Source organism: Microcoleus sp. F10-B2, from assembly GCF_036704965.1.
Classification (GTDB): Bacteria; Cyanobacteriota; Cyanobacteriia; order Cyanobacteriales; family Microcoleaceae; genus Microcoleus.
In genome coordinates this window covers 59,955-84,594 of the sequence record NZ_JAUBTB010000013.1, presented here as the reverse complement: position 1 = coordinate 84,594, position 24,640 = coordinate 59,955, and the positions used below count along the sequence as shown (strand labels likewise).

At 42.5% G+C, this 24,640-nt stretch carries 33 protein-coding genes; 7 read left to right on the top strand and 26 right to left on the bottom strand.

Going from position 1 to position 24,640, the window contains the following annotated elements; all coding sequences use genetic code 11:
* Positions 1 to 40: 40 nt before the first annotated feature.
* From QUA99_RS07580 to QUA99_RS07565, 4 genes are all read right to left on the bottom strand, one after another.
* Entirely contained in the window at positions 41 to 1,051 is a 1,011-nt protein-coding gene (locus QUA99_RS07580; RefSeq protein ID WP_333235197.1) for a DUF5131 family protein, read from the bottom strand.
* A gap of 30 nt (positions 1,052 to 1,081) precedes the next feature.
* Entirely contained in the window at positions 1,082 to 1,327 is a 246-nt protein-coding gene (locus QUA99_RS07575; protein WP_333235195.1) for a hypothetical protein, read from the bottom strand.
* A gap of 161 nt (positions 1,328 to 1,488) precedes the next feature.
* The gene (locus QUA99_RS07570) at positions 1,489 to 1,995 is read right to left on the bottom strand and encodes a hypothetical protein (RefSeq protein WP_333235194.1); all 507 of its coding nucleotides are present in this window, start codon (positions 1,993 to 1,995) and stop codon (positions 1,489 to 1,491) included.
* 427 nt (positions 1,996 to 2,422) lie between these two features.
* On the bottom strand, positions 2,423 to 2,713 hold the full coding sequence (locus tag QUA99_RS07565) for a hypothetical protein (RefSeq protein ID WP_333235193.1): 291 nt from the start codon (positions 2,711 to 2,713) through the stop codon (positions 2,423 to 2,425).
* Between the two features lie 104 nt (positions 2,714 to 2,817).
* Between QUA99_RS07565 and QUA99_RS07560 the strand changes: the two genes are divergently transcribed.
* A complete protein-coding gene (locus QUA99_RS07560; protein WP_333235191.1) occupies positions 2,818 to 2,982 on the top strand; it encodes a hypothetical protein in 165 nt (54 codons plus the stop codon).
* Here the strand turns inward: QUA99_RS07560 and QUA99_RS07555 are convergent.
* From QUA99_RS07555 to QUA99_RS07460, 20 genes are all read right to left on the bottom strand, one after another.
* A complete protein-coding gene (locus QUA99_RS07555; protein ID WP_333235190.1) occupies positions 2,975 to 3,811 on the bottom strand; it encodes a hypothetical protein in 837 nt (278 codons plus the stop codon). The two genes, QUA99_RS07560 and QUA99_RS07555, sit on opposite strands and share 8 nt — an antisense overlap.
* A gap of 60 nt (positions 3,812 to 3,871) precedes the next feature.
* Positions 3,872 to 4,525, bottom strand: coding sequence for an HNH endonuclease (locus QUA99_RS07550; protein WP_333235189.1), 654 nt, complete (start codon positions 4,523 to 4,525; stop codon positions 3,872 to 3,874).
* Positions 4,526 to 4,822: 297 nt separating this feature from the next.
* A complete protein-coding gene (locus QUA99_RS07545; RefSeq protein ID WP_333235188.1) occupies positions 4,823 to 5,302 on the bottom strand; it encodes a hypothetical protein in 480 nt (159 codons plus the stop codon).
* Positions 5,303 to 5,398: 96 nt separating this feature from the next.
* Positions 5,399 to 5,971, bottom strand: coding sequence for a hypothetical protein (locus QUA99_RS07540; protein WP_333235187.1), 573 nt, complete (start codon positions 5,969 to 5,971; stop codon positions 5,399 to 5,401).
* A 47-nt stretch (positions 5,972 to 6,018) separates the two neighbouring features.
* Positions 6,019 to 6,504, bottom strand: coding sequence for a hypothetical protein (locus QUA99_RS07535; RefSeq protein WP_333235186.1), 486 nt, complete (start codon positions 6,502 to 6,504; stop codon positions 6,019 to 6,021).
* An 85-nt stretch (positions 6,505 to 6,589) separates the two neighbouring features.
* A complete protein-coding gene (locus QUA99_RS07530; RefSeq protein WP_333235185.1) occupies positions 6,590 to 7,198 on the bottom strand; it encodes an SLOG family protein in 609 nt (202 codons plus the stop codon).
* 52 nt (positions 7,199 to 7,250) lie between these two features.
* Positions 7,251 to 7,856: an alpha-ketoglutarate-dependent dioxygenase AlkB gene (locus QUA99_RS07525; RefSeq protein WP_333235184.1), complete on the bottom strand. Its 606-nt coding sequence runs from the start codon at positions 7,854 to 7,856 to the stop codon at positions 7,251 to 7,253.
* Between the two features lie 75 nt (positions 7,857 to 7,931).
* Positions 7,932 to 9,347 carry a phospholipase D-like domain-containing protein gene (locus QUA99_RS07520; RefSeq protein WP_445250988.1) on the bottom strand — a complete coding sequence of 472 codons (1,416 nt, stop codon included), beginning with the start codon at positions 9,345 to 9,347 and terminating at the stop codon, positions 7,932 to 7,934.
* A gap of 93 nt (positions 9,348 to 9,440) precedes the next feature.
* Positions 9,441 to 9,839, bottom strand: a complete 399-nt coding sequence (locus QUA99_RS07515) for a hypothetical protein (RefSeq protein WP_333460327.1) — start codon at positions 9,837 to 9,839, stop codon at positions 9,441 to 9,443.
* Between the two features lie 544 nt (positions 9,840 to 10,383).
* Positions 10,384 to 10,818 carry a hypothetical protein gene (locus QUA99_RS07510; RefSeq protein ID WP_333235181.1) on the bottom strand — a complete coding sequence of 145 codons (435 nt, stop codon included), beginning with the start codon at positions 10,816 to 10,818 and terminating at the stop codon, positions 10,384 to 10,386.
* Between the two features lie 306 nt (positions 10,819 to 11,124).
* The gene (locus QUA99_RS07505; RefSeq protein WP_333235180.1) at positions 11,125 to 11,622 is read right to left on the bottom strand and encodes a hypothetical protein; all 498 of its coding nucleotides are present in this window, start codon (positions 11,620 to 11,622) and stop codon (positions 11,125 to 11,127) included.
* A gap of 111 nt (positions 11,623 to 11,733) precedes the next feature.
* A complete protein-coding gene (locus QUA99_RS07500; protein ID WP_333235179.1) occupies positions 11,734 to 12,030 on the bottom strand; it encodes a hypothetical protein in 297 nt (98 codons plus the stop codon).
* 205 nt (positions 12,031 to 12,235) lie between these two features.
* Complete coding sequence (locus QUA99_RS07495; RefSeq protein ID WP_333235178.1) at positions 12,236 to 12,640, bottom strand: hypothetical protein; 405 nt, start codon at positions 12,638 to 12,640, stop codon at positions 12,236 to 12,238.
* A 100-nt stretch (positions 12,641 to 12,740) separates the two neighbouring features.
* Positions 12,741 to 13,121: a hypothetical protein gene (locus tag QUA99_RS07490; protein WP_333235177.1), complete on the bottom strand. Its 381-nt coding sequence runs from the start codon at positions 13,119 to 13,121 to the stop codon at positions 12,741 to 12,743.
* Positions 13,122 to 13,250: 129 nt separating this feature from the next.
* The gene (locus QUA99_RS07485) at positions 13,251 to 13,631 is read right to left on the bottom strand and encodes a hypothetical protein (RefSeq protein WP_333235176.1); all 381 of its coding nucleotides are present in this window, start codon (positions 13,629 to 13,631) and stop codon (positions 13,251 to 13,253) included.
* A gap of 41 nt (positions 13,632 to 13,672) precedes the next feature.
* Positions 13,673 to 14,050: a hypothetical protein gene (locus tag QUA99_RS07480; protein ID WP_333235175.1), complete on the bottom strand. Its 378-nt coding sequence runs from the start codon at positions 14,048 to 14,050 to the stop codon at positions 13,673 to 13,675.
* 105 nt (positions 14,051 to 14,155) lie between these two features.
* Positions 14,156 to 14,563 (bottom strand): hypothetical protein, encoded by a 408-nt coding sequence (locus tag QUA99_RS07475; protein WP_333235173.1) that lies wholly within the window; start codon positions 14,561 to 14,563, stop codon positions 14,156 to 14,158.
* A 202-nt stretch (positions 14,564 to 14,765) separates the two neighbouring features.
* Positions 14,766 to 15,182 carry a hypothetical protein gene (locus tag QUA99_RS07470; RefSeq protein WP_333235172.1) on the bottom strand — a complete coding sequence of 139 codons (417 nt, stop codon included), beginning with the start codon at positions 15,180 to 15,182 and terminating at the stop codon, positions 14,766 to 14,768.
* 109 nt (positions 15,183 to 15,291) lie between these two features.
* On the bottom strand, positions 15,292 to 15,696 hold the full coding sequence (locus QUA99_RS07465) for a hypothetical protein (protein ID WP_333235171.1): 405 nt from the start codon (positions 15,694 to 15,696) through the stop codon (positions 15,292 to 15,294).
* Positions 15,697 to 15,765: 69 nt separating this feature from the next.
* Positions 15,766 to 16,149 (bottom strand): hypothetical protein, encoded by a 384-nt coding sequence (locus QUA99_RS07460; protein ID WP_333235170.1) that lies wholly within the window; start codon positions 16,147 to 16,149, stop codon positions 15,766 to 15,768.
* A gap of 63 nt (positions 16,150 to 16,212) precedes the next feature.
* On the opposite strand from QUA99_RS07460, the gene QUA99_RS07455 reads away from it, so the two are divergent.
* Both QUA99_RS07455 and QUA99_RS07450 read left to right on the top strand, forming a co-directional pair.
* Positions 16,213 to 17,049 carry a DNA cytosine methyltransferase gene (locus tag QUA99_RS07455; protein ID WP_333235169.1) on the top strand — a complete coding sequence of 279 codons (837 nt, stop codon included), beginning with the start codon at positions 16,213 to 16,215 and terminating at the stop codon, positions 17,047 to 17,049.
* Positions 17,050 to 17,054: 5 nt separating this feature from the next.
* Complete coding sequence (locus tag QUA99_RS07450) at positions 17,055 to 17,777, top strand: hypothetical protein (protein ID WP_333235168.1); 723 nt, start codon at positions 17,055 to 17,057, stop codon at positions 17,775 to 17,777.
* A gap of 19 nt (positions 17,778 to 17,796) precedes the next feature.
* Here QUA99_RS07450 and QUA99_RS07445 read toward each other — a convergent pair whose 3' ends face one another.
* On the bottom strand, positions 17,797 to 18,228 hold the full coding sequence (locus QUA99_RS07445) for a hypothetical protein (protein WP_333235167.1): 432 nt from the start codon (positions 18,226 to 18,228) through the stop codon (positions 17,797 to 17,799).
* A 95-nt stretch (positions 18,229 to 18,323) separates the two neighbouring features.
* Here QUA99_RS07445 and QUA99_RS07440 point away from each other — a divergent pair, with 95 nt between their 5' ends.
* From QUA99_RS07440 to QUA99_RS07425, 4 genes are all read left to right on the top strand, one after another.
* Positions 18,324 to 18,770, top strand: a complete 447-nt coding sequence (locus QUA99_RS07440; RefSeq protein ID WP_333235166.1) for a ribonuclease H — start codon at positions 18,324 to 18,326, stop codon at positions 18,768 to 18,770.
* Positions 18,771 to 18,879: 109 nt separating this feature from the next.
* Entirely contained in the window at positions 18,880 to 20,298 is a 1,419-nt protein-coding gene (locus QUA99_RS07435) for a hypothetical protein (RefSeq protein WP_333235165.1), read from the top strand.
* Complete coding sequence (locus QUA99_RS07430) at positions 20,291 to 22,996, top strand: hypothetical protein (protein WP_333235163.1); 2,706 nt, start codon at positions 20,291 to 20,293, stop codon at positions 22,994 to 22,996. Before QUA99_RS07435 ends, QUA99_RS07430 begins: the two co-directional genes overlap by 8 nt.
* A gap of 105 nt (positions 22,997 to 23,101) precedes the next feature.
* The gene (locus QUA99_RS07425) at positions 23,102 to 23,695 is read left to right on the top strand and encodes an HU family DNA-binding protein (protein WP_333235162.1); all 594 of its coding nucleotides are present in this window, start codon (positions 23,102 to 23,104) and stop codon (positions 23,693 to 23,695) included.
* A 94-nt stretch (positions 23,696 to 23,789) separates the two neighbouring features.
* Here the strand turns inward: QUA99_RS07425 and QUA99_RS07420 are convergent, their stop codons facing one another.
* Positions 23,790 to 24,632 carry an ATP-dependent DNA ligase gene (locus tag QUA99_RS07420; RefSeq protein ID WP_333235161.1) on the bottom strand — a complete coding sequence of 281 codons (843 nt, stop codon included), beginning with the start codon at positions 24,630 to 24,632 and terminating at the stop codon, positions 23,790 to 23,792.
* Positions 24,633 to 24,640: the final 8 nt, after the last annotated feature.

Below are 24,640 nucleotides of genomic sequence, written 5' to 3'. Positions count from 1 at the left end.
ATAAAGAATCTGTTTAAATTCTTTATGCTTCATCTCAAAGTTATCGAGAAACGGTGGCTAAAACTCTATGGTATTCAGGTAAAATTTGACAACCTTGCAAGTCGATCGGAAATTCGTTTTCATCAGTTCCTTTGCGATGCTTGGTTTTATAAGGCAAAATTATGTTATCGCCCTTAGACTGCAACAGATTGCCCTGAACACATTGCAACTGAACCGGGTTTGAACCGAGTTGCTTGACGAATGGCGGAATGTTAGCGAGTCGGCATTGGCTGACGATTGATCGAAGCCAGTCCACGTTGCAGGGCCTGGAATCGCTTTTCTTTCGAGTTGATTCACCGCCCGCAATTACCCAATTGACAGCCGATCGACCAATTCTGTGACCGCCTCGGAAGTCACAGCTTTGACACCCAACGCAGATGCCAAGATATGGAGAGAGATTTACTGGACCCAACAACGGTTCGCAACTGATGAATTTTCCAGCAGCCTGGATATGTCGGAGTTCATCAATTCTCCAGACATAATCCTGATTTTCGACGCTAACTCCGAGCCAGACATTGGGTAAGGGAAGGACAAGCTCAGCGAAATATCTTTCTAGTTCTTTGATCGATCGCCATGCCCTTTTACTAATCAAATCCTCATCCCAAAATTCCAACGCAGCTTTGAACAGTTCAGTAGTTGTTAAAGTCTCGAAATAATGCCTCATTTCAACAGGGCGTTTGGTCAGCAGTTTGTAAATATGGGTGGGAGTCAGGGCCATTACTGCCAAGACTTGACTCAGTTCATTGCGTTTGACATTCTCATGTGCAATGTCCGTAACTGATAAGAAAGCCGTTCTCGGATTCCGCCATCGAAAAGGTCGATATAGTTCTTTTTTAACAAAGGCGATCGTCCCGTCCCATTTCTTCACTGCCTGATACTGCCACAACTTCTTAAACTTTGGGTCTAGTGGCAAGTCAGCAGCGTAGCAATTTCTGCAACCGGGAGAGATTCTAGAGCATCCCACGATGGGATTCCAAGCCTCTGTTGCCCAGCTTATCAATGTTCTACCCATGATTTCTATTTCCTGTTGTGTTAAATGCGTCTAATTTTCTCGTAACCATTGTTGAATCGCGCTCACATCACGGTCTGACATTTGAGTTTCTAAACAAATTTTTTGTTTTTCATCTAAATGACAGAGACTACGATAAGCCCATGAAGCTGGTTCAATAGGGTCATCAGTTTGGACATAAATTAAGTGAATATGGCGAGAGTGTTGGCGATTGTAGTCGCTGTAAGGTTCACTGCCATTAAATCCACAGACTTTTATTACTTTTAAGCTGTAAGTCATCTCCACCTCAGAAACGAAGTATTACCAGTGTTTTTTGTTTCTAAAATTATTGAAAAATGGCTAAAAAAGTGAAAGAAACCTAAGAAAATTTTAGCACTTTTCTTAGATTTCTTTCGAGAATTTACTTGGTATTTACTTAGGTTTGAATGGAATTCAAGGAACTACTTAGGTACTATAAGTTCTTTGAGTAGCGCAAAATAAGGCAATAATCCATCAACACCTGTCCAAGCAACAACTCGCATAACATCAGCTTGGCAAAATGGGAAATTGCCTTTGAACGGATCTTCAAATTCATCAAACTGCTGGGCAAATTCTACTTTTTCTGGATGTTCGGATAAGTGCCTGTGCCAGAGAGCGATATAGTATTGAATCCCCCAATCATCAACCGCAAAGCTAGTACCGGATTCATCGGTCTTCACGGGTAATCGGTATTTACCAATTTGCCAAGCTACTTGTCTAAATCCTTGGTGCTTATATTTTCTGGCATCTCTCCAATTTCTGGGTGCTGGACAACCTTGAAACCATTTAGCGCACTGGTAGTGATTCTCGATCGAATCTACTACCCCAAAAGCTCTGACAGAACAGAAAAACGGACTATAGTTTTGATTGCCCCGTGAGTGACACTGTAAAATACGTGTGCCATTTTCATCACTTTCAATATCGTTCATAATTTTGCTCCGAATTAGGATTTACATCAGCTACAGAACTTAGAAATCATCAACTTACAGCGAAGCATGATGTCCTAATATTTTCTCGGACTGCTGCCAGATTTATTGGAACGATCAATCGCATCAGATCTCTACTTTTCACAAGTAACAAGAATTTGCTGCTGTTCCTGTTTCTGTTCCTGTTTCTGTTTCTGTTTCTGTTCCTGTTGCCGTCGTCGTTCACGTTTGGAATGACAGGGAACACAAACGCATTGGACTTCGAGGTGATTAACGCCGTCGTAGCCCTTATGGTGGTCATATTCGTGCTGTCGTAGCTTGCGGGTCGCTTAGCGACATCGATACCCAAATGACCGCAATCAGTACATGGTAAAGTGCGAGCATGGGGCAATCTATTGCGGGCAACGGCGTAATTCACACGAGCGCGGGCCTAGTTTTCGTCCCCATCTCTGGCAGGTTTGGGGGGAAAGCCTCTGGGTTTGCGAAGTTCGGGGGGAATACGTTCGTACCGCCGGCGATCGCTAGCACGGCGACAGGTTTTGCAACGATTGTTTTTGCCGTCATGCGTGGTTCTGTCCCGGCTAAATCCGTCGGAAGGAAGCCAGTCTCGGCAAGAGAAACACCATTTCAAGCCGGATTTGACATTTTGCAAATATTCTTCAACAGATATTCTTAGTTTGGCAGCGGCTACCTTGCAGCCACCGGATTTGGTTTGAGGCATAACACACAGATTTAATTGTGGGTATCGCTCGCCGGAACTAATAATTTGGAATTGGCGATCGCATTAGTCGCCAGTCATCAGTCATCAGTCATCAGTCATCGGTCGTGGCAGTTGTGGCAGTGATGGCAGTTGTGGCAGTGATGGCAGTTGTGGCAGTGATGGCGGGTATCGATCGCATGGCATTGGCTCTGGCTTTAAAAAAAAAGCTGGGGATTGCTCCCCAACTCTTTCAGCTAAACTTTACTCCTCACTTATCAAAAATCATTTAGCAGACTTTATTTGCTTTGTTGAGGCAGTTGCAGTCACATTAATTGCTGGTGCTTCGGGCAATGCCTGTGGTGATTCTTGGAGCTGAGGCAATGATGCTATAGACTGAGCTTCATTTTCAACCAACCGGGGATCTTCACAGAAAATTGTCCCTTGAAGTTCTGCTTCACTAACTTGACGTGCTGCCTTGAGAGCTACTTCATCTAACTCACTGCTAGGTTTACGAGTTGAGATACTTACTATGTGGTAGGCACCATACTCGCGACTTTCTTGCTTAGTTAATTCAAAGCGGAAGATATTTGTGAACAGAGCGTCGGCAGCTTTCTTCCTAGAATACTCATCAAAGCTACCGGGCATTCCTTCTTCTGCCCAAGAATTGAAAGCTTGCTGACCGAAACTTTCTATCAAGATTTTCAATTTGTCTTGTGACTGCCGATGAATCAAAAATGTACTCAATTCACTGCATTTTGGATGGAAATGATCTTTCATTCCTCCAGCTACTGGGAAGCCCCAGATTTCAGTGAATTGTTCATTGATGTAGTTGGGTTCAAAAGTCAGAAGCTTTGAGCCGATCGCACAAATAGCCATTTCAACAAACTTTCCGCGACTTAAACCTTTTTCTTGAACTTCAAGAATGTTTAAGCCTTTGGTATCTCCCGTAACAAAGACCCCGAAGTCCCTGCTACAATTAGCCCGGTAACGGCTAGGGATGCTGGGAAGTCGAAAAGCAAATCCATCAATCACCATTGGGTTTGCGATTGCGATTGGGTTTGTAATTTGATTTTGGTTTTCCACGATTTGTTTCAGTTTTAGGTTTTGTTTCAGATTCAATACTTCGGTCGTTTTTTAATTAACAACAGAAACTCAATCCCCCACAGCGAAGCACTACTATCAATCTGGGTTTACATGAGTCCAGGCTTGATTTCGACTGATGGAGCCGATCGTCGATGTTGCAACGCCAAATAGCTGACCAATCTTGATTGTACTCATCCCTTCAGCAAGTAACTTTTTGATTTGCTTTACTTTGTCATCATCAAGTTTTGCATTCACTCGCCTTGGATTTATTTTAGCTCCAATTCTAATTCCATCGACATGAGTCCAGGATTTTCCTGTATTGATAGTACAAATGATAGATGGATTAACACCAAACTTATCAGCAATTTGTCGATGTGTCAGTTTACGTTCAGCTAATAAATCGCGAATTTGTGCAACTTGAGACTCGGTAAGCTTGGCATGACCATTACTAGAGCCTTTTGCTTGACGATTTTTCTGCTGTCGATCGGCTATGTTATCGAGTTGACTACCTAAGAAAAGATGGTCAGGATTGATGCACAATCCATTGTCACAAGTATGACAAACACACATTTTTTCAGGAATTGTGCCTTTGTAAACTTCATAAGCAGCACGGGCAAGAACATAATGTTTACCATTGATAAAAATTCGTGGTCTGCTGTTTCCACCTTTGTAATTCGTTATCCAGCAGCCGTTCTTTGAAATGATGTGAAGTTCGATCCGTTGCTTGACTGTCAAACCGCGAATACTCATAGCATAGACTTAAGAATGCTTAGACAAAAGCTCTCGAATAATTTGCAATATTGGCATTATTAGATAATGCCAATTGTCAAAGATTCTGGATACGTGTCCATCACGCTCTAGATTTGGGATTTGCGATTCAGTTTTCCATAATTTTTGTTTTTGTTTTTGTTTCTGTTTCTACTTGTCAATCTGGATTGATATGAGTCCAAGTTTTATTAGGACTCATACCATAGACTATTGTCCTTCCAATACCGAATAATTGACGAATGTTAATTAGGTCTATTCCGTTGGTATATTTTTTTAACCCTAACTCTTCATGAACTTAACATAAACTGCCAATTTTGCCACTTTATTTTCTGTATTTTTCAGTTCGATAGCCCGTTGCCGTTTCAGGTTTTCTAAATGTGGAGAACTTAAAAACGTTTCGAGTTTTGTTTCTGCTTCTTCAAGTTTTCCTTGAAGTTCGGCAATGAGAGCTTTGCAGTGTTCGATAGCGGTTGCGTTCGATCGACAAAGGTTGTCGTACTCTCGGGCAATGTCCTCATCTAAGCGAACAATGGTTGTAATTTTGTCATCATACTGGCTTCGGAATTGGATGATGATTTTAGCGTTTTCGTCATTGTGAACGATCTGTTTCTTGGATTGTTTCTGTTCAAGAACATCAAACCCTTCAATAAGTGCATCGGGTTCAATTGCTTCCGCCTCGGCTTGGAGAATAGCAATTTGGTTGCGGATTTCGGCTATCCGTTTTAGGTAAGGATTTTGAACTAAGACAGGATTATCCATGTTAGAATTTGTGCGGTAAATACGGTATGTGTTGGCATAAAAACAGTTTCTCGATCGTTTCTGTTTCTATACCAACACTTTTTTAATTAGCAGTCGCTACCAATCAAGTACCATTGTTGCCTCTTCACGAGGAGTAGCATCAAACTCATCTTCAAGTTGAGATGGTTCAGTAGCCTCTAATTCAGCAGCTAATTCAGCAGCTAACTTAGCAGTGGTTTCAAATTCAGTAGCGTATTGAGCAGCTTGTTCTTCATTAAGAACATCTTGGTCGTATTCTCTTTCTTCCTCGGGGAAGTAGTAACCATCAAGCTCAGGTAAATGACGATCAAAATGTTTTGAGTCCTGATAGATAAACCATTCCGGTTGCAGTTCTATCGACTCAAGATGATTCTCAAGCCATTTCAGGAAAGCAAACTTAACCTGCTCAGGCGTGAATGGCGCGCAATGTTGGCTATCAAGTCCCTGGAGTCGATCGACTATATCATCCAGATTTATTAGTTTGCTGATGGCTTCAGCTAGAATCTTGTCTGATAATTTCGATGCAATCTCTGAATTGAACTCTGGTGAATTCTCATTTTGCTCAAGAGTTTGCTCAGAAATTTTGATTCGTGCTACACTAGCAATGGTAGAAATTGACATCATTTCATTGTTACCTTCAAAAGAAATCAATCATTGCCCCAAAGCGAAGCACTGCATTGCTAGCTTTGGGGCAATTTTTAACTTTCAGATGTTTCTCTAAAAGCAGAAATATCATCACTCCATAGCGAAGCACAACACGATGATGTTCCTGTTTCTTGTCTTTTTTGAAATGTTTCTGAGCCTGTTTCTGATTCTGGCTCTAGCTTTGAATTTAATTCTGCTTCCCAAGATAATTCTGGTTCTGACTCTGGTTCTAGTTCTGGCTCTGACATATCAAAAACTGAATCAGAATCTAGCTCAAGTTGCTCGGGTTCAACTATTTGATTTTGTCCCTTGGCTTTCACATTAAGAAGGTAAAGAAGAGTTGCAGCACCAACCGCAGTAAATTTCTCGGTTTGTGGTCGGTGTTGACCAGCACGTAAATGTTTGATGAAATATGAGTTGGCAGTGATTTTCTTACAACTGACAATCTCTCCGCGCTCGATTGCACCCTTAGCAAGCCGTGCGATTACGCTATGAATATGTACAGTAATTACTGTTTTCTTGGGCTTTGTGGTTATCATGAGTTGGTTATGAAAGATGTGTGATGAGTAAATACGGAATCTCCCTCATTTCTGAAGGAGATTGGTGAGATTTAGCTAAAACCTGCTAGAAAAGACTTAATTGCTTATGGATAGGTTGGAGAATTATGTACTTACGTTCATGTGGAACGTACTGATAAATCAGCAAATTATGTCTTTTAGCCATTTCAAAAGTTGTTGCTGTACCCCCGCCTTGACCATGAGGATCGCCAGAAAAAACAGCCAAACAAATGTCTGATCGTCTGACCATCCACCGATTCCGGGCTTGCATCACGCCCTCACTGTATTTGGGATAAAGGCAAACAATTTTCGTTGCTTCTGTCAGCAATTTTCTGTAATGACTTTGCTGACGTGGTTTCCATTTGGCGTGTTGGTCAGCACATGGTAATACTGCTGTCCATTTCAATTTTCGATAAATCATAACTTCGGCAGCTAGTTGATCAACACCAAGTGCCATTCCACAGAAGAAGTGTTTGACACCTTGATTAACTGCCATCATTATTAGCCTTTCGATTTCTCGTTTATAACTTTGGGAACACCAGCGATGCCCAGTAATCATCGCGGTATTGTATTCTTTCCCCTCAAATGAGTCTTCATCGTCAAAATTGTACTGAGTTTCACGATTTAACGATCGATCGAGTTGTTGTACTAGAGCTGGAATTTTGGTTGTTGCCATGAGTTGTTACCTTAACTAAAAAAAAGAATCAACAACTCACAGCGAAGCATTGCTAGTAAACTTGTCTAATTGTCAGGTTTAAGCGACCATGATTTTTCAACAAATTCGAGGTTCTAGGTAGAATTCTTTGGACTCCATGATAGGCTAAACGGCTGTCACCGTGCAGGATTAGGACATCGCCCGATCGCAACATGATGCCTTTTAAGGGATCTTTACGACTGCGGTTGCTGCCGATGACAAAACTGCAATCGTCACCTAGAGATATCGAAATGATGCAGGGTTTGAGATTTGGCTCGGTGTTATCTTGATGCAGACCTAATTTACTTTTAGCATTGGCTGGGTAAAAGTTGATTAGGCAGGTTTCGGGCTGGTAATCAAACTCACCAACTAATTTGGCTAAACTTTGAGCAATATCTATCAACTCTGTCGGCATTGCTGCGAATGGCTGATTATTTACTGGATTGATATGGGAATAACGATAGCCTTTTCGATCGGATAGCCAGCCAACAATTCCGCAACTGGTTTGGCTACAGTGGAATTTCAGACCCGATGGCATCACGGGAATTGTTATCCCGCCGTTAGCTTTGACTACATTTCGGATCAACTCAACGAGGTTATGTTGTTCACAAACAGAGAAATAGTTTTTGAGGTGCAGCATAATTTTTAGTTAGAAATCAACTCATTAACGCGAAGCGGTAGATAGAAAAATCTCCAGCGCGGGCTGGAGACTTATCTACTTGCATTCAGATTTGCGGGAATCCATCTTCTGCTTGATGCGCTGGGGTAGACCGAGGATTGCGCCTTGATAGAGCCGATCAAACTCCCGCTCGAAGTGAGCAGCGACCGTGGCACTCTCGATAACCAAGACTGCTTCGTCGTTGGTTCGGTTGGCGGCTTTACTCCAGTTGTGAGAACCGGTGATTACAGTTTTGCCGTCCACAACGCCGAACTTGTGGTGCAGGCGATCGCCAGCGGGCAGCTTGGGCATCCCGACCGTGGCCAGAGGTTTCACCCAAGGACGATTCTCAACTTCCAGCTTGCAGTTGTTCAGCAAGTTTGCGCCCATCATGTCCATACCCTCGCTGTACGGGCGGTAGATGAAACTGGAATCAATCAAAGCTCGGATGCCAACCCCTTGCTTCGATTTCCTCTCCAGTGTGTTTGCCAACTCCTGGGCGGAGAAGACAAACAGCGCGAGATTGACCGATTTCGATGAACTCGCCAAAGTCCGATCGATCAATCCGTTCGAGGTTTCTGCCAACGGAGTTCCCGCGCTTGATGGCGAAAACTGGACAGCGACGGTTGCACCGCCGACTTGAACTTGGGCAACGGGACGAGCAGGCTTCTTCACGCCAAACTTACTGTCTGATTTCCCTCCCGGCCCGTCGCCCCACATAAGCGCAAACTCCTCGCTGAAAACTTTTGCCAGCTCAGAGCTTTCCAGTTTCAGCAGATTGTTGGGATTGCCCCGACTTTCAGCGCTCACGAAATCCCCGTGGATATCGCTGGTCGTGAAATTCGCCGATGTGACGATGACGGTTTCGCCATCGATGACAACGAACTTGTGGTGCATTAAGCCACTGCCCTTGCTACCGTCTGCCGTATCGTCAATAACGGGAATTCCCGCATTCTTGACCATTGCCAGTGCGTCACCGCTAGCAATTTCTGCATCAGAGAGCGAGCCATCTTTATTAGCATCGGCAAGCTGAAGCAATTCGGCATAGCGATCGCGCTCTCTCTTTGGCAATGCCGCCAACTGGGACGGAGACAGAGCGATCGGACGATTGTAGAGATTTTCCACAATCACCCGAACTTTGATGCCCGACCGATGCCGATGCACCAAAGCTTGCGCTATCCGAGGCAACCGCAATTCTTGAACAGCGACATCAACAGTTTTGCGAGCACTGTTGATGTTGTAGACCAATAGCTGTTCCAAATCATCTCCCGGTCTAGTTACCTGGCGATAAGGCTCGCTGTAACTCGAAACTTGAGAGTGATTGAAATAAACTTGAAGCGATGGATCTTGAGGCAATGGAGTTAATGGAACTGGAACCGGAATTTCTTCCCTTGGTTTCGACTTCATAAATTGGCATGAAGCAAAACCGAGAAGAACCAAAACTGCCAAACCGCCGATGATTTTCTTGTTCATGATTGTTGTGAATGAGTTGACTTGAAATAGAACCAAAACTCAATTAAAATGGGCAAAAAAAAATCTCCAGCGAGGGCCGGAGATTTTCTTTACCTACCTGCAATCCAAATCTTTTCTGACGACATACTCGCCAGAATTACCGTAACTTCCGCCTCTGACGAGGCAGAATTTCTTTCTTGTCCAGGGATGGCTGAAGGTGACAGTGCCATGCTGGCCAAAACTGCCTCCTATCCCGGAGTTCGTATCAGAAGCCCAACTAATGAGCGTGGCTCGATCAGCTCCGGCTCGGCCAGCAACTCTTGCATCAATTCCACGAAATGTGGATCTGATTTCAATCCCTGAAGGCAATGGCACTGGCTTGCCACAAACCCCGTTCAGACATTCTGCGATTCCTGGCTTGTCGCCAGTGAAAATCGCAACGGATCTGACCTGTCCGTAGTTGACGATCGCATCGTAGCGAGATTGCTTCGATGTTTGGTGTAACTGAAGCAATGCCGCAGTTACCTTTGCTCCCCCTATGATGCGTAATGCAGTAGGGACTGTGTACAAGGCTAAGATGCCTACACAGGTCATCGAAACCAACAGTTCGGACATTTTCATTGTCTTCGCCTCCTAGCGATAAGAATTCACTCACCTCCCCCTCGCGAAGCGCCTCACAGATTACCTTCAGGTAACTCTGTCTTTGCTATTGCCAGTGATGGGGACTTACCTCCCCATCGCGCAGCGACCTCACAGATAACCTCCTGGTTCTGGACTTTGCTATAACCCAAAAACTTGTGGCATTTTCTGAAAAAAACTCACAAAATTCTTCCGATCGATTTTTGCGCTGGCATTTTGTGAAAAAAAATTCACAATAGGACTCCTGAGTTAGCGTTTGGTGAAAAAAAGCTCACAACTCTCGATCGAAAAAATCAACAACTTCCTGGTACATTAAAAAAAAAGCCCCGTTATCTCACAGACAAGTTCCTGGCGCATTAAAAAAAAAGCCCCAAAGTTACCTTTGGGACTTTTCTTCTTTCGATCGGTCAACGGCTAACTAGAAAAGATCCTCTGCATCAAACTCTTGCGAGTTGTATGCAGGTTCTTCGTAGCTACCACTATTGCTACCATTGCCGTTGCTGTTGCTGTCGTTGCCAGTAGCACGATTGCCATTACTACTATTGCCAGCATTGCCATTACCTTGGTTGGCTTTGGCTTTCTTGGCATAGTAGTTGTTGCGGAGGTTAACCAATTCTGCCTCCGAGAACTCTAATTCTTTGGCATATTCAACAATCTCTGGATAACTAAGGTTGTGAATCTCTTCTTGTTGCCAGAGTTCGTCAAACACACCATAGCCACCGTATTCCAAACCTTTCAACTCTTCTTTATATTCAGAGCGAAAGGTTTCCCAACCCAAGATTCTGAACGCATCGATTAATATGCTACGTCTTTTACCAGTTTTCGACGGAATACTGATCTTTAACGTTTCCATTACGCTTGGATCGATGGTCTTTGGAACACCATTACCATTAGAAGAAGTGGAATTTACGGAAGCAGAGTTTGCAAAAGCCATGATAAGTACCTAGGTAAAAGGGTAAAAAAACTTGGACAAAGCTAAGAAAACCTAGCTCATTCCCTCATCGCGCAGCGCCCTAACCGACCAACTTCGCAACACAGGAGTTACGGATGTTAGATTGAGTTAAGTGCGATCGAATGAACAAATAAACTCGGAAAAACAACGAAAAATAGGGTGACTAAGTTTCCTTAATCACCCTACTTTCTACCAATCAATGGGCATCTACATTTGGGATTTAAATCCCTTAGCTTGGTTTAGCTTCCATAAAACTAAACTAAACCTTTCCTCGCTCATGATACGAGGGACAGCATGGAGAAGTTTACAATTAAACTTCATTATGTCGCCGTCATTTAGCACATAGGTTTTGTCATTGATAGCAAATTCTGCCATACCTATGTTCAAGAGCACAGCCATAGGTTGCCCATAGCTATGATCCCTGTGGGGGGCAATTAAGCCACAACTTCCCCCTCTTTCCTTGCCGTGATAGGTCAATAGACCTATATCACAGCCCGGATACAGCCTTTGGCAAAAGTCATAAAGCCGTTGGTTAAAATAACCTTGGCTTACTTTCCCGTTGCCTAAATGGATTTTATTAAATAGCCACAATTCTAACCTTTTCTTGGTTAGGCTACTGTGGCTATACTCCATTTCATTGACCAAACCCCTCAAATACTGCTTAAGTTCAGCAATATTTGGGATCGTCTTTTTAATGGTTTCCATTGGTCTACGCTCCTTAGCAACAAGAATTTACTCACCGCCTCATCGCGCAGCGCCCTCACAGATAACCTCCTGTTGCTTTCTTTGTCCTCCGCCGTCGATCGTAACTTTTTCCTAATCGTTACTCACAAACATTTCTGGTGGGTAAGGTTGAGCGATCGAGTAATAACATTCTCTGTAAAACAATAGTCCTTCGACCGAGAAACCTCTTTCGACTGCTAATTCTTCCAGTTGGAGCAAGTTCATCGATCGAATCTTGCCCTTTACCCACCGACTGTAAAATTTGGTATAACGTAGATTCAAATTCTCTCGATTCTTAGGATTTGTTTCAAAAACCTCCCACGCAAGCACACGAAATGCGTCTCGCAGTCGTAGAGTTTTCTGTTTAGTTTCAAAATCGGGTTCACTCATTTTAGCCTCTTACTTTTAGTAACCAGCACTTCAAAGCGAAGCATTATTACCAATTTTTCCCTACTTTTTATCGATTTCTTACCCGATTATCTGACTTCTTACCGATTTATTAGCGACTTGTGACACGTATTTGCATTTGTGTACAGGTACAAGTGTATGTATCTGCACCTGTACCTGTATCTGTACGTGTACGTGTATCTGTATGTTAAGAAGGAAAAAGAATCTCTAGAAATTCAACTAAAGATTGACTGCATTCAAAATAAATGCGATGAAGATAAGGAAAAACGGGGTCTGGAGAGATTTCTAAATCAAATTTATCTTTTAGGTGTTGAATCTTTTCGAGTTGAATCTTTTCGATCGGAAATGATATCTGCAAAGAAGTAACCCTGGACGCCAACACTAAATCATATCTTTTAGCTTTGGAAGGTTTGTATCCCACGTATTGTTGCTTACCATATGAGATCAACTTAGTATTTTTTATTAGCCACTGTTGAGCAACCGAAAATAAATCTGAACCGCCTTCAATTACTTGAACCCTGCTTGAAATCAATGTTGGTACACCATCAACAATTTCAAATCGTTGGGTTAGGTCATAAACTAGCTTAGTCATGATTTGGTTTCCTATGTTTCTGTTTTTGCTATTGAATAATTCACAAATTCAAGTTCTCTCCAACATTTTAGCTGAAGAGAACTTGGTAGCATCAGCATTGCTACATTACTTTCTTCTGATTTGTGATGATCTGAGCTATATAATCAGGAGTCAGACCACGAATTTTGACTTCTAGTGGGAAATCTTTAATCCGTTTTGCTTTCCGTGCCTGACTTTCGTTACGGTATGTGTACCCACCTACTTGAGCAACAATTCTCAGGACTTTTTCACCTTCAGGAATCGATCGAACGCCCATGTAAGTAATAAATGAATCGAAGCCTGAACTTACATCCGGCATTTCTTCCCAGTTGAATTGGTTATTTGTTGTACCAACGATGGTAATGCGATTGGTTAACCTAACCACTACAAAACTACCATGTGGTGAAAGTTCAACTACTTTTCCTTCAACACCTGCAAAGTTGATTTTCTGATTGACTTGCATGATTCTAATCCTTGCTAATAAGACGACTCAACAATTTACAGCGAAGCATTACTCTCAATCTCAAAAACAAACTTATTTCTGTTTCTGAGATTGAGTTAGAAAAATGTTTCTGAACTGTTTTGTTTCTGGCTAAGTTGTTGTTAGGGGCTGCATGGGGAAATCCTCAAGGGTTTGAAGAAGGTATTCAGGAGAAAGCCCGATCGCTCTCACCTCAAGCAGAAACCCATGAACGTGCTTACACAGACGTACACCCTCATCTGGCGTCCCTCCAGCTTGGATGATTTTGTCCTTGATAATTTCTGCTTCATCAAATGTATGTGCACCCACATACAGGGTGAATCGCTCTCTTAGGAAACCTTTGAGATTATCGGTGACTGAATCCCAAACAAAATCGGCAGTATAGATGCCTTTGATTGCGATGCGATCGCATAATCGGAACAAAAAATAGCTGTTGTGCGGGGACAAAGCAAAAACTTGAGCCTGAATTCCACCAAAATTGATTCTTTCCATTTTCTGTTACCTAGTATTGGACAAATTAACTGACTATCACTTCAAAGCGAAGCATAGAATTGTTGTCTCTCTGCTGGAACGGGTGCTGGCATAAAGGATTTGAAGCGGGCTTTATCTTGACTTCTGTGTTGACGGGCGATGTACTGAAAAACCTCTTTAACATCGTTGAGGCGAAGGTTTTTGTAATTGGTGCTGCCGATCGAATACTGTTTCCACAGCCCCATTTGATACAGGTATAGACACAGGTAAAACCCATAGTCTGGCAAAATCAGCACAGGACACTTAATTCCTGTTAGAAACGGTTCATATTGTTTGACTGGCTTACCTAAACTTTCACAACTTCCTTTGTTTATAAGCCAAAAGTCAGCTTCAGCAAAGTTTCTGCGGACAATCCAGTCATAATTTAATTGGTTTTCCATCGTTTTTGGGAGTAAGGTCATCCCCAAAGAACGAAGTATTAGAAATCTCAGAAGAAGCTGGTTTAAAAAAAATATCCTTACCTGAAGAGGTAAGGATATTTTTGATTACCAGTAAGCGTAAAGAAACTCCCAAGTCAGAAGTCTCTCTTCATTGCCTTGCTCATTTATGATAATGTAGTCAAAATGTTGAGCAATGCAGTTATCTGGATGCATAGATTTCACTCTAACTAATCCAGCTTCGGTCATATAGAGGCTACCTACCTCTATGCGATCGAAGTTCTGACACAACGGCAAGAAACAATTAAAATAGAGCTGTTTCTTGCCATGCTGACAGATGTACACGCCGTCTTTCCAGAGAAAATCTGGCTCAGAACCAATCCCAAACTCTTCCAAGCTTGGTCGGGAAAGCGGCGGAATGACCTTCTTAGGTCTAAGGGGAACAGGTGCGATTACCTTCTTCTCAGTTTCTGTGGCTGTAACTGTAGCTGTAGTAGCTGTAGTTGCAACGGTCATAGCGATTACCCACAATAAAGAACTCGTTGCCTTATCGCGAAGCGCCCTAACCGATTAACTTTTTTGTACGTCTATCTTTTTATCGATCGTTAAAACTTTTGTTACTCTTTCTTTGTCAATTACACTTTCTCTAAGATTGCTTAGAAACATTAACCGTTGTGTTTCTATATTTGTTGCTAGAAACACAATGGTTAATGTTTTGTTACTGGTTAATTACTGGATATTCTGACCAATACCATTCGAGAAAGCGCTTGATGAACTGAGCAGTGGGTAAGTCATAGTAGCTGACATACCAAAGGAACATAGGTTGTTCTCTGAACCTCTCACAGAAAGAGAGTAGATGTCGGTTAACAGTTCTGTCTTGGAACTGACGCCAAATAATCTGTCGCTTTTCTTCAGCAGTTCCGCCCTCAAAATAAGTGGCAAGGTTAGTCAATTTCTTGCTTTGTTTGTTAGACCAAGTAGACAGACGAATATCTTTCCCTTCGTAAGCAACGCAATAATGACATTTGAGAAGTTCGTCATCAACGCGCTTGCCGTTACGATCGAAATATGTACCTTCACGACGATTAACATCGTAAGGAAAAAGTTTCATGGGGTTAATGTGAATTTCTGACATAATGCCCTTTCAATGTTGAACTTTGATGTTGATTTTGGTACTAAAATTTGTACGATAATCATGAAAACCCTAAGAAAATCTAGTCAACTAGACTTTCTTAGGGTTTTGTTTAAATCCGATGTGCCAAATAATCGACGCATCTAGCAATTAATTCGGCATGAGAGCGGTCGGTTATGTAAATCAGCTTTAATCTACCTTTATCTCGGTAAATTGAAGCTAATTTCATGACAGCCCTGAAGATATCTGAGTCGGGAACTAAAGGCTGGTAAAAACCTTTAATTCCCGTCCTGAAATACCTTGGCAAATGTTGTTGAATTTGTTTCCACAACATTTGCCTATACTCCTCAACGGAGTATTTGCCTCGCCACAGAGGGGACATTCCTAACTCGTCATCAACATAGCGAGAGTTTGTACCCTCGCTGACGTTGAAAACCGTTTCATCCAAGTCCAGCGCAAACTCGACTTTCTCTGTATCAAATTTGTTATAGTCAAATTTTTCTACAGTAATGGTCATGGGAATTACTAGGAGTGAGACATCACTTCCCTATCGCGAAGCGCGCCTCACAAATAGACTCCAAGTACCTCAAATCCTGATAATTTTAGTTTTTCTTTCACCAGTTCGATCGATATTGTCTCTGGTTCCCCGACTAGCACCATCCCACAATGCCAAACCGTAATGGCAAATCAAACACATCATCTTATCTCGATCGACATAACTGCCTGCAACTCCAACCGTTTCAAATCCAGTAACGTTTCTAGGTTTCCCGTTACCCGACCAGAGGGCATAGTAAACCTTAACATCTGGATAATTTTGAGAGCGTAAATACTCTTGAACCAGTTTGTCTACTCCAGGCGCATCACCCAGAATAATTGAAAACTCTAGCTCCATTATCTTAGTGATCGATTCTAGTCCAGGGCTGATATCTTTAATCGATCGGCTGCCAGAAATCATTACAATTTGGTTCATTTTCCTAACATTTATTACAGTTTTTCCTCTCAAAGCGAAGCACATCTTGTGTTAAACTAAGGTATGAAATTGAAGTGCATTGATTTATTTGCAGGGATAGGAGCGTGGGAATTAGCAGTTAGTCTAGTAAATCTGATTTCTCAAGTGAAATTTGAGACAATCGAATTTGTAGAAAACAATCCATATTCTCAAAAAGTTCTGCAAACTCACTTCCCTGAAATTCCAATTCATTCCGATATAGTTGACTATCAACCAAGAAAAAATAAAGCAGATGTTTACTTCGTGTCCTTCCCCTGTACCGGGACATCAAGAGCCGGAAAAAAGACAGGACTTGCCCATATTGAATCCAATCTATGGTTTGAGGCCCTCAGGTGCATCATCATCGGTAGACCAAGTTTTGTGGTTGTGGAGCAGCCTGTTGGGATTATCGATCGAGGGTTACGAACAGTTATTGCCGGACTCAGAATGGCAGGATTTGAGGCAGAAGTTGAGATTGTCAGCGCGTCGGAGTGCGGTGCGCCACACGAGAGGCAAAGAATATTTGTCATTGCCTACGCCGACTGCTTACAACTTCAGCAGCGGAAAGGGTGGACGGGCTGGTTTGAACAAATTGGAAAGCACATTACGATCGCAAAATCGTTTATCAGCTCCCCAGAAACTCAACCCGGAACTCTGCCTCTGGTTAATGGGGTTCCAAACTACTTGGCTGGAGTGCATTATGAAAACTGGTGGAGAGCCAATCCACCACCACAAAACCCTGGAGTAGAACCTCGAACGCCGGGAAGGGCAGAAGCCGTGAGTCTAGTTGGTAAATCAATATGTGTCCCGCAGGCTACAGTTCCCTTGATGCGCCTCCAATTTCTTGCTCACTTACTTTGCAATCAACATATTCGGAGATAAAACTAATGGGTAGAAACAAGAGAAAGATGAAGCCGAAAGACCGACTGTTTCTGGAGATGAGCTATGGTCGGACACTCAATTTACAGTGTGTCATTGACAAATCACATCATAGTGACGGTCATGGCGTTTATCTACAAATCGATCGAGGAAAGCAAAAGCAACATCGGCTAATCTCCGTTCATGCCAACATATTGGATGCGTGGAAAGTTGCTTTGAATGGAAATTCGCTCTTAGAAAAATCCAGCTTCAGTTACTCAAACAGCAACGATGAAATTACTCAAGAGTTCATCCGTAATTTAGTTCAATTTTATGGTGACTATGATTCAGATGACGCTCAGTATATGCCCAAGGGTGATAATCGAGTTATTTTACCGTGGCTCTTGTCTGGCGGAAAGATGGACGATCCGAATATCCCTGAAGGAATTACCATTGAAACGCTCAAATCTCCTGTGACCAAAAAGTGGAAGATTTATCACCGGGAATGCAACCATCCTGATTATTCTGAAGGAATGTATGCGCTCGGCACTTCAGACACGGAAGTTTTGCTGATTCAAGACACGGAAATGGTAGTGATTAGCAATGCCTACATCCTGGCTGCTTATCTGGCAGATTACTTGAATGATACCGACCACAGCGAAAGATACTTGGCTCAAACAGAACTCGATCGACTCTATGCAGATGCCCAAACAGTTTTCTCTGTTAGTCTCAACACTGTTGACATTAACTAATGAATAGAGCTTCTGGGAATCATAAGGATAAAACCCGCTGAAATTCTTTAAGTACATATCTCAGAAACTTCTGATTTCGACTAAGCAGCTCTAAGAACCTGTCAGGGAGACAAGTAAATCCTTGTCGAGTCAGCTCCTCAACCAGAAAGAACACAGCATATCCAAAGTAAAACAGCTTAGGAGCTATGTCACCTTCTGGCGTAAATCCTTCAGTGGATATGAACGAATTTCCTTTTGTATCGACATACTGAACCATATAGAGAGTTCCACCACCCTTCAGCTCTAGGGATTCTCTATTTTTTTCTTTCAAAGGCAAGTTCGGTCGATCGAAACGAAATTGATAATACATTTCACGGGCTAGATTATTCATGTAATCTAGTTGCCGTCTCAACCGTAAATTTTCTGCTTGTAGTTTCAGATTTTCAATCAATAATTCTGTATTTTCAGGCATACTAAATCTCTGGTATATTTGTTATATTATAACAAATATAAAAAGTTATAAATTGCTTCGCTATGAGGCATTGATGTTTTTCAATTATAAACTCTATGGCGGCAGCAAACGTAACACAAACCAATCCAACACAAACCCAAAAACCTGTAGTAAATATCCATTGTGATGGTGCTTGCTCAGGAAATCCCGGATCAGGCGGATGGGCAGCACTACTTACGATACCTGGAAAGCTTAATAGAAAAGTAGTTAGTGGTCGATCGCAAACAACCACAACTAACAACCGCATGGAACTAACAGCAGCGATTGAAGGACTAAGATCTCTCAAACGACCTTGTAAAGTTACACTATTTAGCGACTCACGCTATGTAGTCGATACAATGGTGAAAAACTGGAGACGTAACGCCAATCATGACCTTTGGGAAGAACTTGATAAATTGGTTGAAACTCATGAAGTTAGCTGGTGGTGGTTGTCGCGTAATTCTACACCTGAACTAGCTGAATGCGATCGAGTTGCCAAGGAACAAAGCCAAATTGTTTCTTAATGTAGTGACTGTCCTAGTTAATCTCGAATTATCCCCAATTTGGACATTGTTAGTTGTTACAATGTTCAAATTGGGTATGCTAAAATGAGCTAAATTTTAGGACAAAAAAATGAGTCAATTTGATTATTTGCGAGCCCAACTCACAGAGAATGTATGGGCAGGAAAAGAAATCTTGACCGTAGCTGATGCAGTGAACAACGGAGTCAACACCGGGAAAGACTGGTATTTTAGCCTACCACATATTCAGTTTATTATGTCACATCCAGTAATGGGAGGCATAAAAAATGTTTTGGTAGCATCTCAAGATTTGCAGTCAACTGTTATGGATTGTTGTCTAGTATTTCTGGAAACAGTTAATGGAATAAATCGTGCCTACAACAGCAAAGCATTCTCCAATCTAGCAGCTAAAGGTCAGCAGGAATTATCTAGTTTGTTGCCAAGTAGTAGAGAAAGAGCCATTTATGAAGCAGCAGTGATGGCGCATAACAATTCATTGAATTTGCCTGAATTATCCATCATGATCGAGGAAATTAATGCTGAAATTCAAGGAATTCAACAGATAGGCTTGACAGCAGAAGCCCAAATAGAATCATGGAAAGCACAAGCTCTTAATAAAATTGAGGAATTAAAAAATCAGCTTCTGGGTCTGTTGGACTCATTAACCGGAAATGCACGTCGTAGTGTACGGGAACGGATGCGTAGGGCAGATGCTGCCCGAATTGCCATAACCACAGGCAATATCCCGAAAATCATTGCCCACAATCCCTATATAATCAGCTCTGTCTATAATCACCCCATCAGTTCTATTTACCGCCGCCCGCCCATACTCAATAGTGCGATCGTACCGATCGCAGTAGGCGGTGCCGCTACCATCACAGGTGCGGTGAGTGTGCTCACAAGCATTGCAAGCTGGCTTCTCGGAAGTTTTTTCTTGAAAGCCTTCAATATTCCAGCAACTCTGTTACCAGCTTTGACAAACACTGTCGTGTCGATCGTCTTAAAAATCACAGGTAGTGGTGGTGGCGCTGAAGCGGTTCGGTATTTTGCAGCTTCTGCTTTGAAAGCTGGGGCAAGTCTGATGCCAAAAATCTTCGCAGTTACAGGAATGCAAGCAAGTGGATGGGCATATCTCATGGCTTGGGCTTCGCCTATAATTGGTGCTGCCGTTATTATTACTACCGCCATGAAATCTAGAACAGATCTTGCTGAATTTCTTTATATCTTTGCTGATGTTGGCGATGCAACTCCCAGAAATTTTAATTTAGCAGTTGCCAAAATGTCTGATACCAATCAAGTTGAAATTCTTGAAGAATTCAAGAATAGTGCTTATGAATTGATGGCTTCTGCTTTTCTACCAATCGAAAGTATTCTAGGAGTTGGCTTAAATAGTAAAAAAGAATTGATTATTGGCTATGATTTGACTACTCCCAGTAATCCAATTCAGATTCCCAAAGATGATATTTTTACCCGATTGGGTCCTGACAAACTTGCTAAAATAGCATCAGGAAAATTTTACTTTGGTGACTAATATGCCTACTGAGTACAAACTACTTTACTCTTGGATTAATGAAAGCCTAGCTCAAATTCAGACTACTGCTATTTGGTCTGTCTGGGATTGTGTCATTGGAAGATGGTCTACTTCTCCCAAAGTTACTCTCCGAAATACTCTCCTTTCTGGCTGGCATCAAGATTGTGGAAGAGAGCGTTTTGCCATCGGGGAAATCCCCAAAGATACCAAAGATGCCTCCCTTTTAAATCCATTTAATCCCAACAAAAATGATCGATATTTTTTAGATTTAGCCAGTGGTTCGAGAAATCACGGAAGATTTACCTTTAATCTGGCTCCGATTGGAAGGAAGTATTATGGTGATAAAGCTAGTGAGCAATGGAAGCGTATAATATACGGTTCCATACTGCACACCGGATGTAAACATCTGGTGGGGTATGAGTTTAATTTTATCATCGTAGACGACACGAACCGAAATGACCAAGGACAACCAGAAGATGACCCAACAAATAAAAGACATTGGAATAGCGGAGACAGTCACGGCAAAGCATCCAAGGAGTTTCTTCGCATATTAGGAACAGGTGATGTTCACTTTGAAAATGATGAAGGAATTCCTCTACAATTTAGGATCGCCTCTAGGGACAAATGGGTAGCTAAAGGAACAATTGCCTATAACCCTGAGTTAGATAATTCTGGATATGATTTAGTTATTCCTTGGAGTTCACTAAAAGGAAACAAACCAGATTTGGGAAACTATAGAGAAAAACTTCTTTGTGGATTGGTCTTTGAAGGAGAATTACGGACGGCAAAAGCTGGTTGGATGCTATTCCAATGGTTCGCATTTGAAACCCTAGAACAAGACAATATAATTAGCCGACTTCGATCGAAGTGTGAGAAGCTAGTAGCAGCTACTAACTCAATTCAAGCGCTGGCTAAAGAGTTAAGAATCCACCAAGAAGAAGCAGCACAAGAGCGTGAACAAGGCGATACTATTCAGTCAGAATCTGAATATATTAATACAGCAATGGAGATTATTAAATATGACATAAAAGGTCGATTATTACTCCATCCATACATAACGGGCAAAGTAGCAGAAAGACTTCGGGCAGTTTGGCTGAATTTAGCAAAGGCTGCTGGAGTCCGCTTTTGGTCACTGATGTCGCAACCTGATGAATATTTTGCTAAATACGAAATTACGGACAATAACGGAAAAACTACTTTTACTGAGAAAGTTTTCTGTGCTCCGGGTATGGCTCCTGGTGAGTATATTGTATTCTGCAATCCCATGAGGCATTGGGGGGATTGCCAACTCTGGATAAACCGTCATGAGGGCACTTATGCCAGAGCTCAAAACCTCATGGCTGCATCCACAAAACTCATGCTGAATTTGGGGAGAGACTTTGATGGGGATTTCGTTCAGCTCATCGCGTCTCATCAATATCCCAATCTGAGAGATGCGATCGCCAACTTCGACAAACCTCCATCCGTCGAGAAACTTCCGAAAATGGCATTGACCGGAAATTTGCAGGAGGTCGCAATCAATTCGATGAACGACATCACTGGGATTGTGGCCTCACTTCTCGGTCGCGCCAAAGCAGCGGGTGCTGAAGGGATAGTCCTCAACATCCCGCCAGGGGGAATGCAGACTGAGCCAAAAGAGATGTCGATTATCAACTTCCTCAGCCAGGAGTTGCAAATTGCTGTAGATTCGATCAAATCAGCATACCCCAATAATGATGTCGGCCTTAAAGCTGTTGGTGAGTATCTAGATAGTCTTGGTGATGTAAGCCAAATCCCCTGGCTCAAGGACTTCAAAGACAAGACAGTTTATCTAAGCCGACCTTGTAATGTGGCCGATGATGCGATCGATACCATTTCTCGGATCGTTAAAGTCGTCAACTCCTACTGGCGACCAGCTCAGTTGGAAACCAACATCGACATCAACTCCTTTTACAATGCACTTTTCGTAGGGGTTGAGGTGACAGAGGAGCAAAGTAATTTTGCTTTTGAACAGCGTAAGGGGTATGCCTCAGAAATGGGTCCTGCCATCGAATGGAAAGAGCAAAATGATGGTGACACTACCAAAATCCGCGAAGTATCCGCCAAATATCAAGCTCTCAAAGAGTCAGCCCTTGAGCAGTTTGTCGATGCTGAAGGCAAACCGTTCACCCAAAAATCTTGGGCGGCCGCCTACTGGCGCGCCGTTCACTTTAAAGCTACTCCACTCAGCACTGGATCGCTGGTGTTCAACTTATTCAGGGAAGAGATTTTGCTTGACTTGCAAGAGAACCCAGACACGTTACCTTATATCAGCGTCTTTAATGTCCACAAACAAGTACCTAATGTTTGGAGTCGGGGCGAGTGGAAAGGACAGAATGTTCTCATTCGCATTGTTCAGCGCATGAAACCCCCAGCAGGTAAGCAACCTGCACGAATGGAGTTGGGAATCGACATGAGATATCCAGATAGCACAAGAAACCCTGGGTATTTACCACTTGGATGGGTGGCCGAGAATTATAAAAGTAAGGTTGCGATCGGTGAAACCAGAGAAATGCGAATTTACACAGACGGCAAATATATGGACGAAGGCGGGAATATCATTACCAAGTCCGTCCGTTTATACAACCAATCCCTTACCCAGGAACAGATTGATTTTTTAAATGGTGATATGCCCGCAGGCCTTTACGGTCCTGAAGATTTTGGTTTACCACCAAATTAGAGCCAAATTAGTGCTTGTTATTGTGCTTTTAAAAAATTTGAGGCATAATCAAATTAAGCATCTCATTCATTAGTCATTAGTCATTAGTCATTAGTCATTAGTCACATGGCAGAAATTACTCAAACAATCAATCCCCAGACGGATACCCTTACTCTGGGTGAGGCGATCGAATCAATTGTTTCTGGTGTTAAAAATGGGCAAACCATTACAATTGAAGGTTTTGCAACGTTCTCTCCGGTAGTGAAAGAAGCGCGTCCGGGTAGAAATCCTCGGACAGGACAACCAACAACTTTCCGAGCCAGCCGAAAGGTCAAGGTAGAACTTGACAAAAGATTCGCTGACCGAATTGATCTCCAAGATTCTAGTCCGGCTCCCGCTCCCGTTCCCGCTCCGGCTCCGGCTCCGGCTCCGGCTCCGGCTCCAAGTCCCGCTGTAACTCCGGTTGCTGTTGCTGCTTCAGTTCCTGTTTCAGCACCCGTAGCGCCAGTTTTGCCACCACCGATTCCACCAGAATTAATCGCTGCTGCTGCCGCCGATTCACACTCAAAGTGGCAAATCCGATCCCCAAATGGTGGTTTCGTAGAAGTAGCAACAGCCGATCTGGTTGCACATGGAGTAACTGCCTCAACTCCTGTTTGGTCACAAGCAACAAATTGGCAATTAGCAGGTAAAGTCCCTGAACTTGTAGGAATTGTATAAATAAATAGTTTTTTGTTAATCTAGAGACAAGGAACTATTACAAAAAGCTTGAGTAGCGTGTCTACCCAAGCTTTTTCATATTTTTGATAGAATTCTAGGAATCTCTAAGAACTCCAGAGAAAACAGGATGTCTCAAAGATCCAGCAGGAGTAACCCCTAGATAGATCACTTCGATCGTTTTGTTTAAATATTCAGCTTGGTTACTGAATATGGTCGATCGTTCTAAATCCGTAAATCCAGTTCCGACGCGACTATTAATAGTCCGTCCGTCAATGTTACCCCTAACTAATACATTGCCCAAGGACTTAGAATATTTGCCCGTTCCCTTTGTAAAACCCACAATTTCTAGTTGAGCTTTGACAAAATTTTTAACTTTCAGTAGAGCAGTCGATCGACCCTGAAAATACATAGAGTCTCGGTTCCGCAACATTATCCCTTCATCCGATTGTCCTGAACTTTTGATTAGCTCTGCTTCAGCTTGAATAACTGAGGGCTTATTTTCGATCAATTTCTGTGGAACATAGCTAACTTTCCCCGCTGCTGGAAAGATTTGCTGAATCTGATTAAATTCATCCCCTGCCAGAATGTTCGGGTATTGATTGAAGCCGATCGCAAAGATGCGGAATTCAACTCTAAGTTTGTTGGCAGTCTGAGTCGCTTTTTTCGTGCGAACAATTCCAGAAATTACATCAAATGGTTCTCCAGCGATGTAGAGTTCACCATCCAGAAAGGATAAATTATTAGCCAACCTGATGCTTTCACAAATTTGTTCTATTTCGCCCAACCCTGAATATCGAACCGAGCCTGATCGACTTCTCAACCCAGTAGTCTGCTCCTGGTACAAGCACCGTACTCCATCCAATTTTGGGCTACTGAGCCATTCAGCAACTCCATAATCTTTCGTGGGGTTGTAAGTATTTGCTAATTGTGGCAACATAATCTACT

Excerpts from the sequence above, each read along its gene's own strand:
- QUA99_RS07580 (WP_333235197.1), bottom strand. The coding sequence starts at position 1,051 with ATGGGTAGAACATTGATAAGCTGGGCAACAGAGGCTTGGAATCCCATC.
- QUA99_RS07575 (WP_333235195.1), bottom strand. The coding sequence starts at position 1,327 with ATGACTTACAGCTTAAAAGTAATAAAAGTCTGTGGATTTAATGGCAGT.
- QUA99_RS07570 (WP_333235194.1), bottom strand. The coding sequence starts at position 1,995 with ATGAACGATATTGAAAGTGATGAAAATGGCACACGTATTTTACAGTGT.
- QUA99_RS07565 (WP_333235193.1), bottom strand. The coding sequence starts at position 2,713 with ATGCCTCAAACCAAATCCGGTGGCTGCAAGGTAGCCGCTGCCAAACTA.
- QUA99_RS07550 (WP_333235189.1), bottom strand. The coding sequence starts at position 4,525 with ATGAGTATTCGCGGTTTGACAGTCAAGCAACGGATCGAACTTCACATC.
- QUA99_RS07545 (WP_333235188.1), bottom strand. The coding sequence starts at position 5,302 with ATGGATAATCCTGTCTTAGTTCAAAATCCTTACCTAAAACGGATAGCC.
- QUA99_RS07535 (WP_333235186.1), bottom strand. The coding sequence starts at position 6,504 with ATGATAACCACAAAGCCCAAGAAAACAGTAATTACTGTACATATTCAT.
- QUA99_RS07530 (WP_333235185.1), bottom strand. The coding sequence starts at position 7,198 with ATGGCAACAACCAAAATTCCAGCTCTAGTACAACAACTCGATCGATCG.
- QUA99_RS07525 (WP_333235184.1), bottom strand. The coding sequence starts at position 7,856 with ATGCTGCACCTCAAAAACTATTTCTCTGTTTGTGAACAACATAACCTC.
- QUA99_RS07520 (WP_445250988.1), bottom strand. The coding sequence starts at position 9,347 with ATGAACAAGAAAATCATCGGCGGTTTGGCAGTTTTGGTTCTTCTCGGT.
- QUA99_RS07510 (WP_333235181.1), bottom strand. The coding sequence starts at position 10,818 with ATGGAAACGTTAAAGATCAGTATTCCGTCGAAAACTGGTAAAAGACGT.
- QUA99_RS07505 (WP_333235180.1), bottom strand. The coding sequence starts at position 11,622 with ATGGAAACCATTAAAAAGACGATCCCAAATATTGCTGAACTTAAGCAG.
- QUA99_RS07500 (WP_333235179.1), bottom strand. The coding sequence starts at position 12,030 with ATGAGTGAACCCGATTTTGAAACTAAACAGAAAACTCTACGACTGCGA.
- QUA99_RS07495 (WP_333235178.1), bottom strand. The coding sequence starts at position 12,640 with ATGACTAAGCTAGTTTATGACCTAACCCAACGATTTGAAATTGTTGAT.
- QUA99_RS07490 (WP_333235177.1), bottom strand. The coding sequence starts at position 13,121 with ATGCAAGTCAATCAGAAAATCAACTTTGCAGGTGTTGAAGGAAAAGTA.
- QUA99_RS07485 (WP_333235176.1), bottom strand. The coding sequence starts at position 13,631 with ATGGAAAGAATCAATTTTGGTGGAATTCAGGCTCAAGTTTTTGCTTTG.
- QUA99_RS07480 (WP_333235175.1), bottom strand. The coding sequence starts at position 14,050 with ATGGAAAACCAATTAAATTATGACTGGATTGTCCGCAGAAACTTTGCT.
- QUA99_RS07475 (WP_333235173.1), bottom strand. The coding sequence starts at position 14,563 with ATGACCGTTGCAACTACAGCTACTACAGCTACAGTTACAGCCACAGAA.
- QUA99_RS07470 (WP_333235172.1), bottom strand. The coding sequence starts at position 15,182 with ATGTCAGAAATTCACATTAACCCCATGAAACTTTTTCCTTACGATGTT.
- QUA99_RS07465 (WP_333235171.1), bottom strand. The coding sequence starts at position 15,696 with ATGACCATTACTGTAGAAAAATTTGACTATAACAAATTTGATACAGAG.
- QUA99_RS07460 (WP_333235170.1), bottom strand. The coding sequence starts at position 16,149 with ATGAACCAAATTGTAATGATTTCTGGCAGCCGATCGATTAAAGATATC.
- QUA99_RS07455 (WP_333235169.1), top strand. The coding sequence starts at position 16,213 with ATGAAATTGAAGTGCATTGATTTATTTGCAGGGATAGGAGCGTGGGAA.
- QUA99_RS07450 (WP_333235168.1), top strand. The coding sequence starts at position 17,055 with ATGGGTAGAAACAAGAGAAAGATGAAGCCGAAAGACCGACTGTTTCTG.
- QUA99_RS07445 (WP_333235167.1), bottom strand. The coding sequence starts at position 18,228 with ATGCCTGAAAATACAGAATTATTGATTGAAAATCTGAAACTACAAGCA.
- QUA99_RS07440 (WP_333235166.1), top strand. The coding sequence starts at position 18,324 with ATGGCGGCAGCAAACGTAACACAAACCAATCCAACACAAACCCAAAAA.
- QUA99_RS07435 (WP_333235165.1), top strand. The coding sequence starts at position 18,880 with ATGAGTCAATTTGATTATTTGCGAGCCCAACTCACAGAGAATGTATGG.
- QUA99_RS07425 (WP_333235162.1), top strand. The coding sequence starts at position 23,102 with ATGGCAGAAATTACTCAAACAATCAATCCCCAGACGGATACCCTTACT.
- QUA99_RS07420 (WP_333235161.1), bottom strand. The coding sequence starts at position 24,632 with ATGTTGCCACAATTAGCAAATACTTACAACCCCACGAAAGATTATGGA.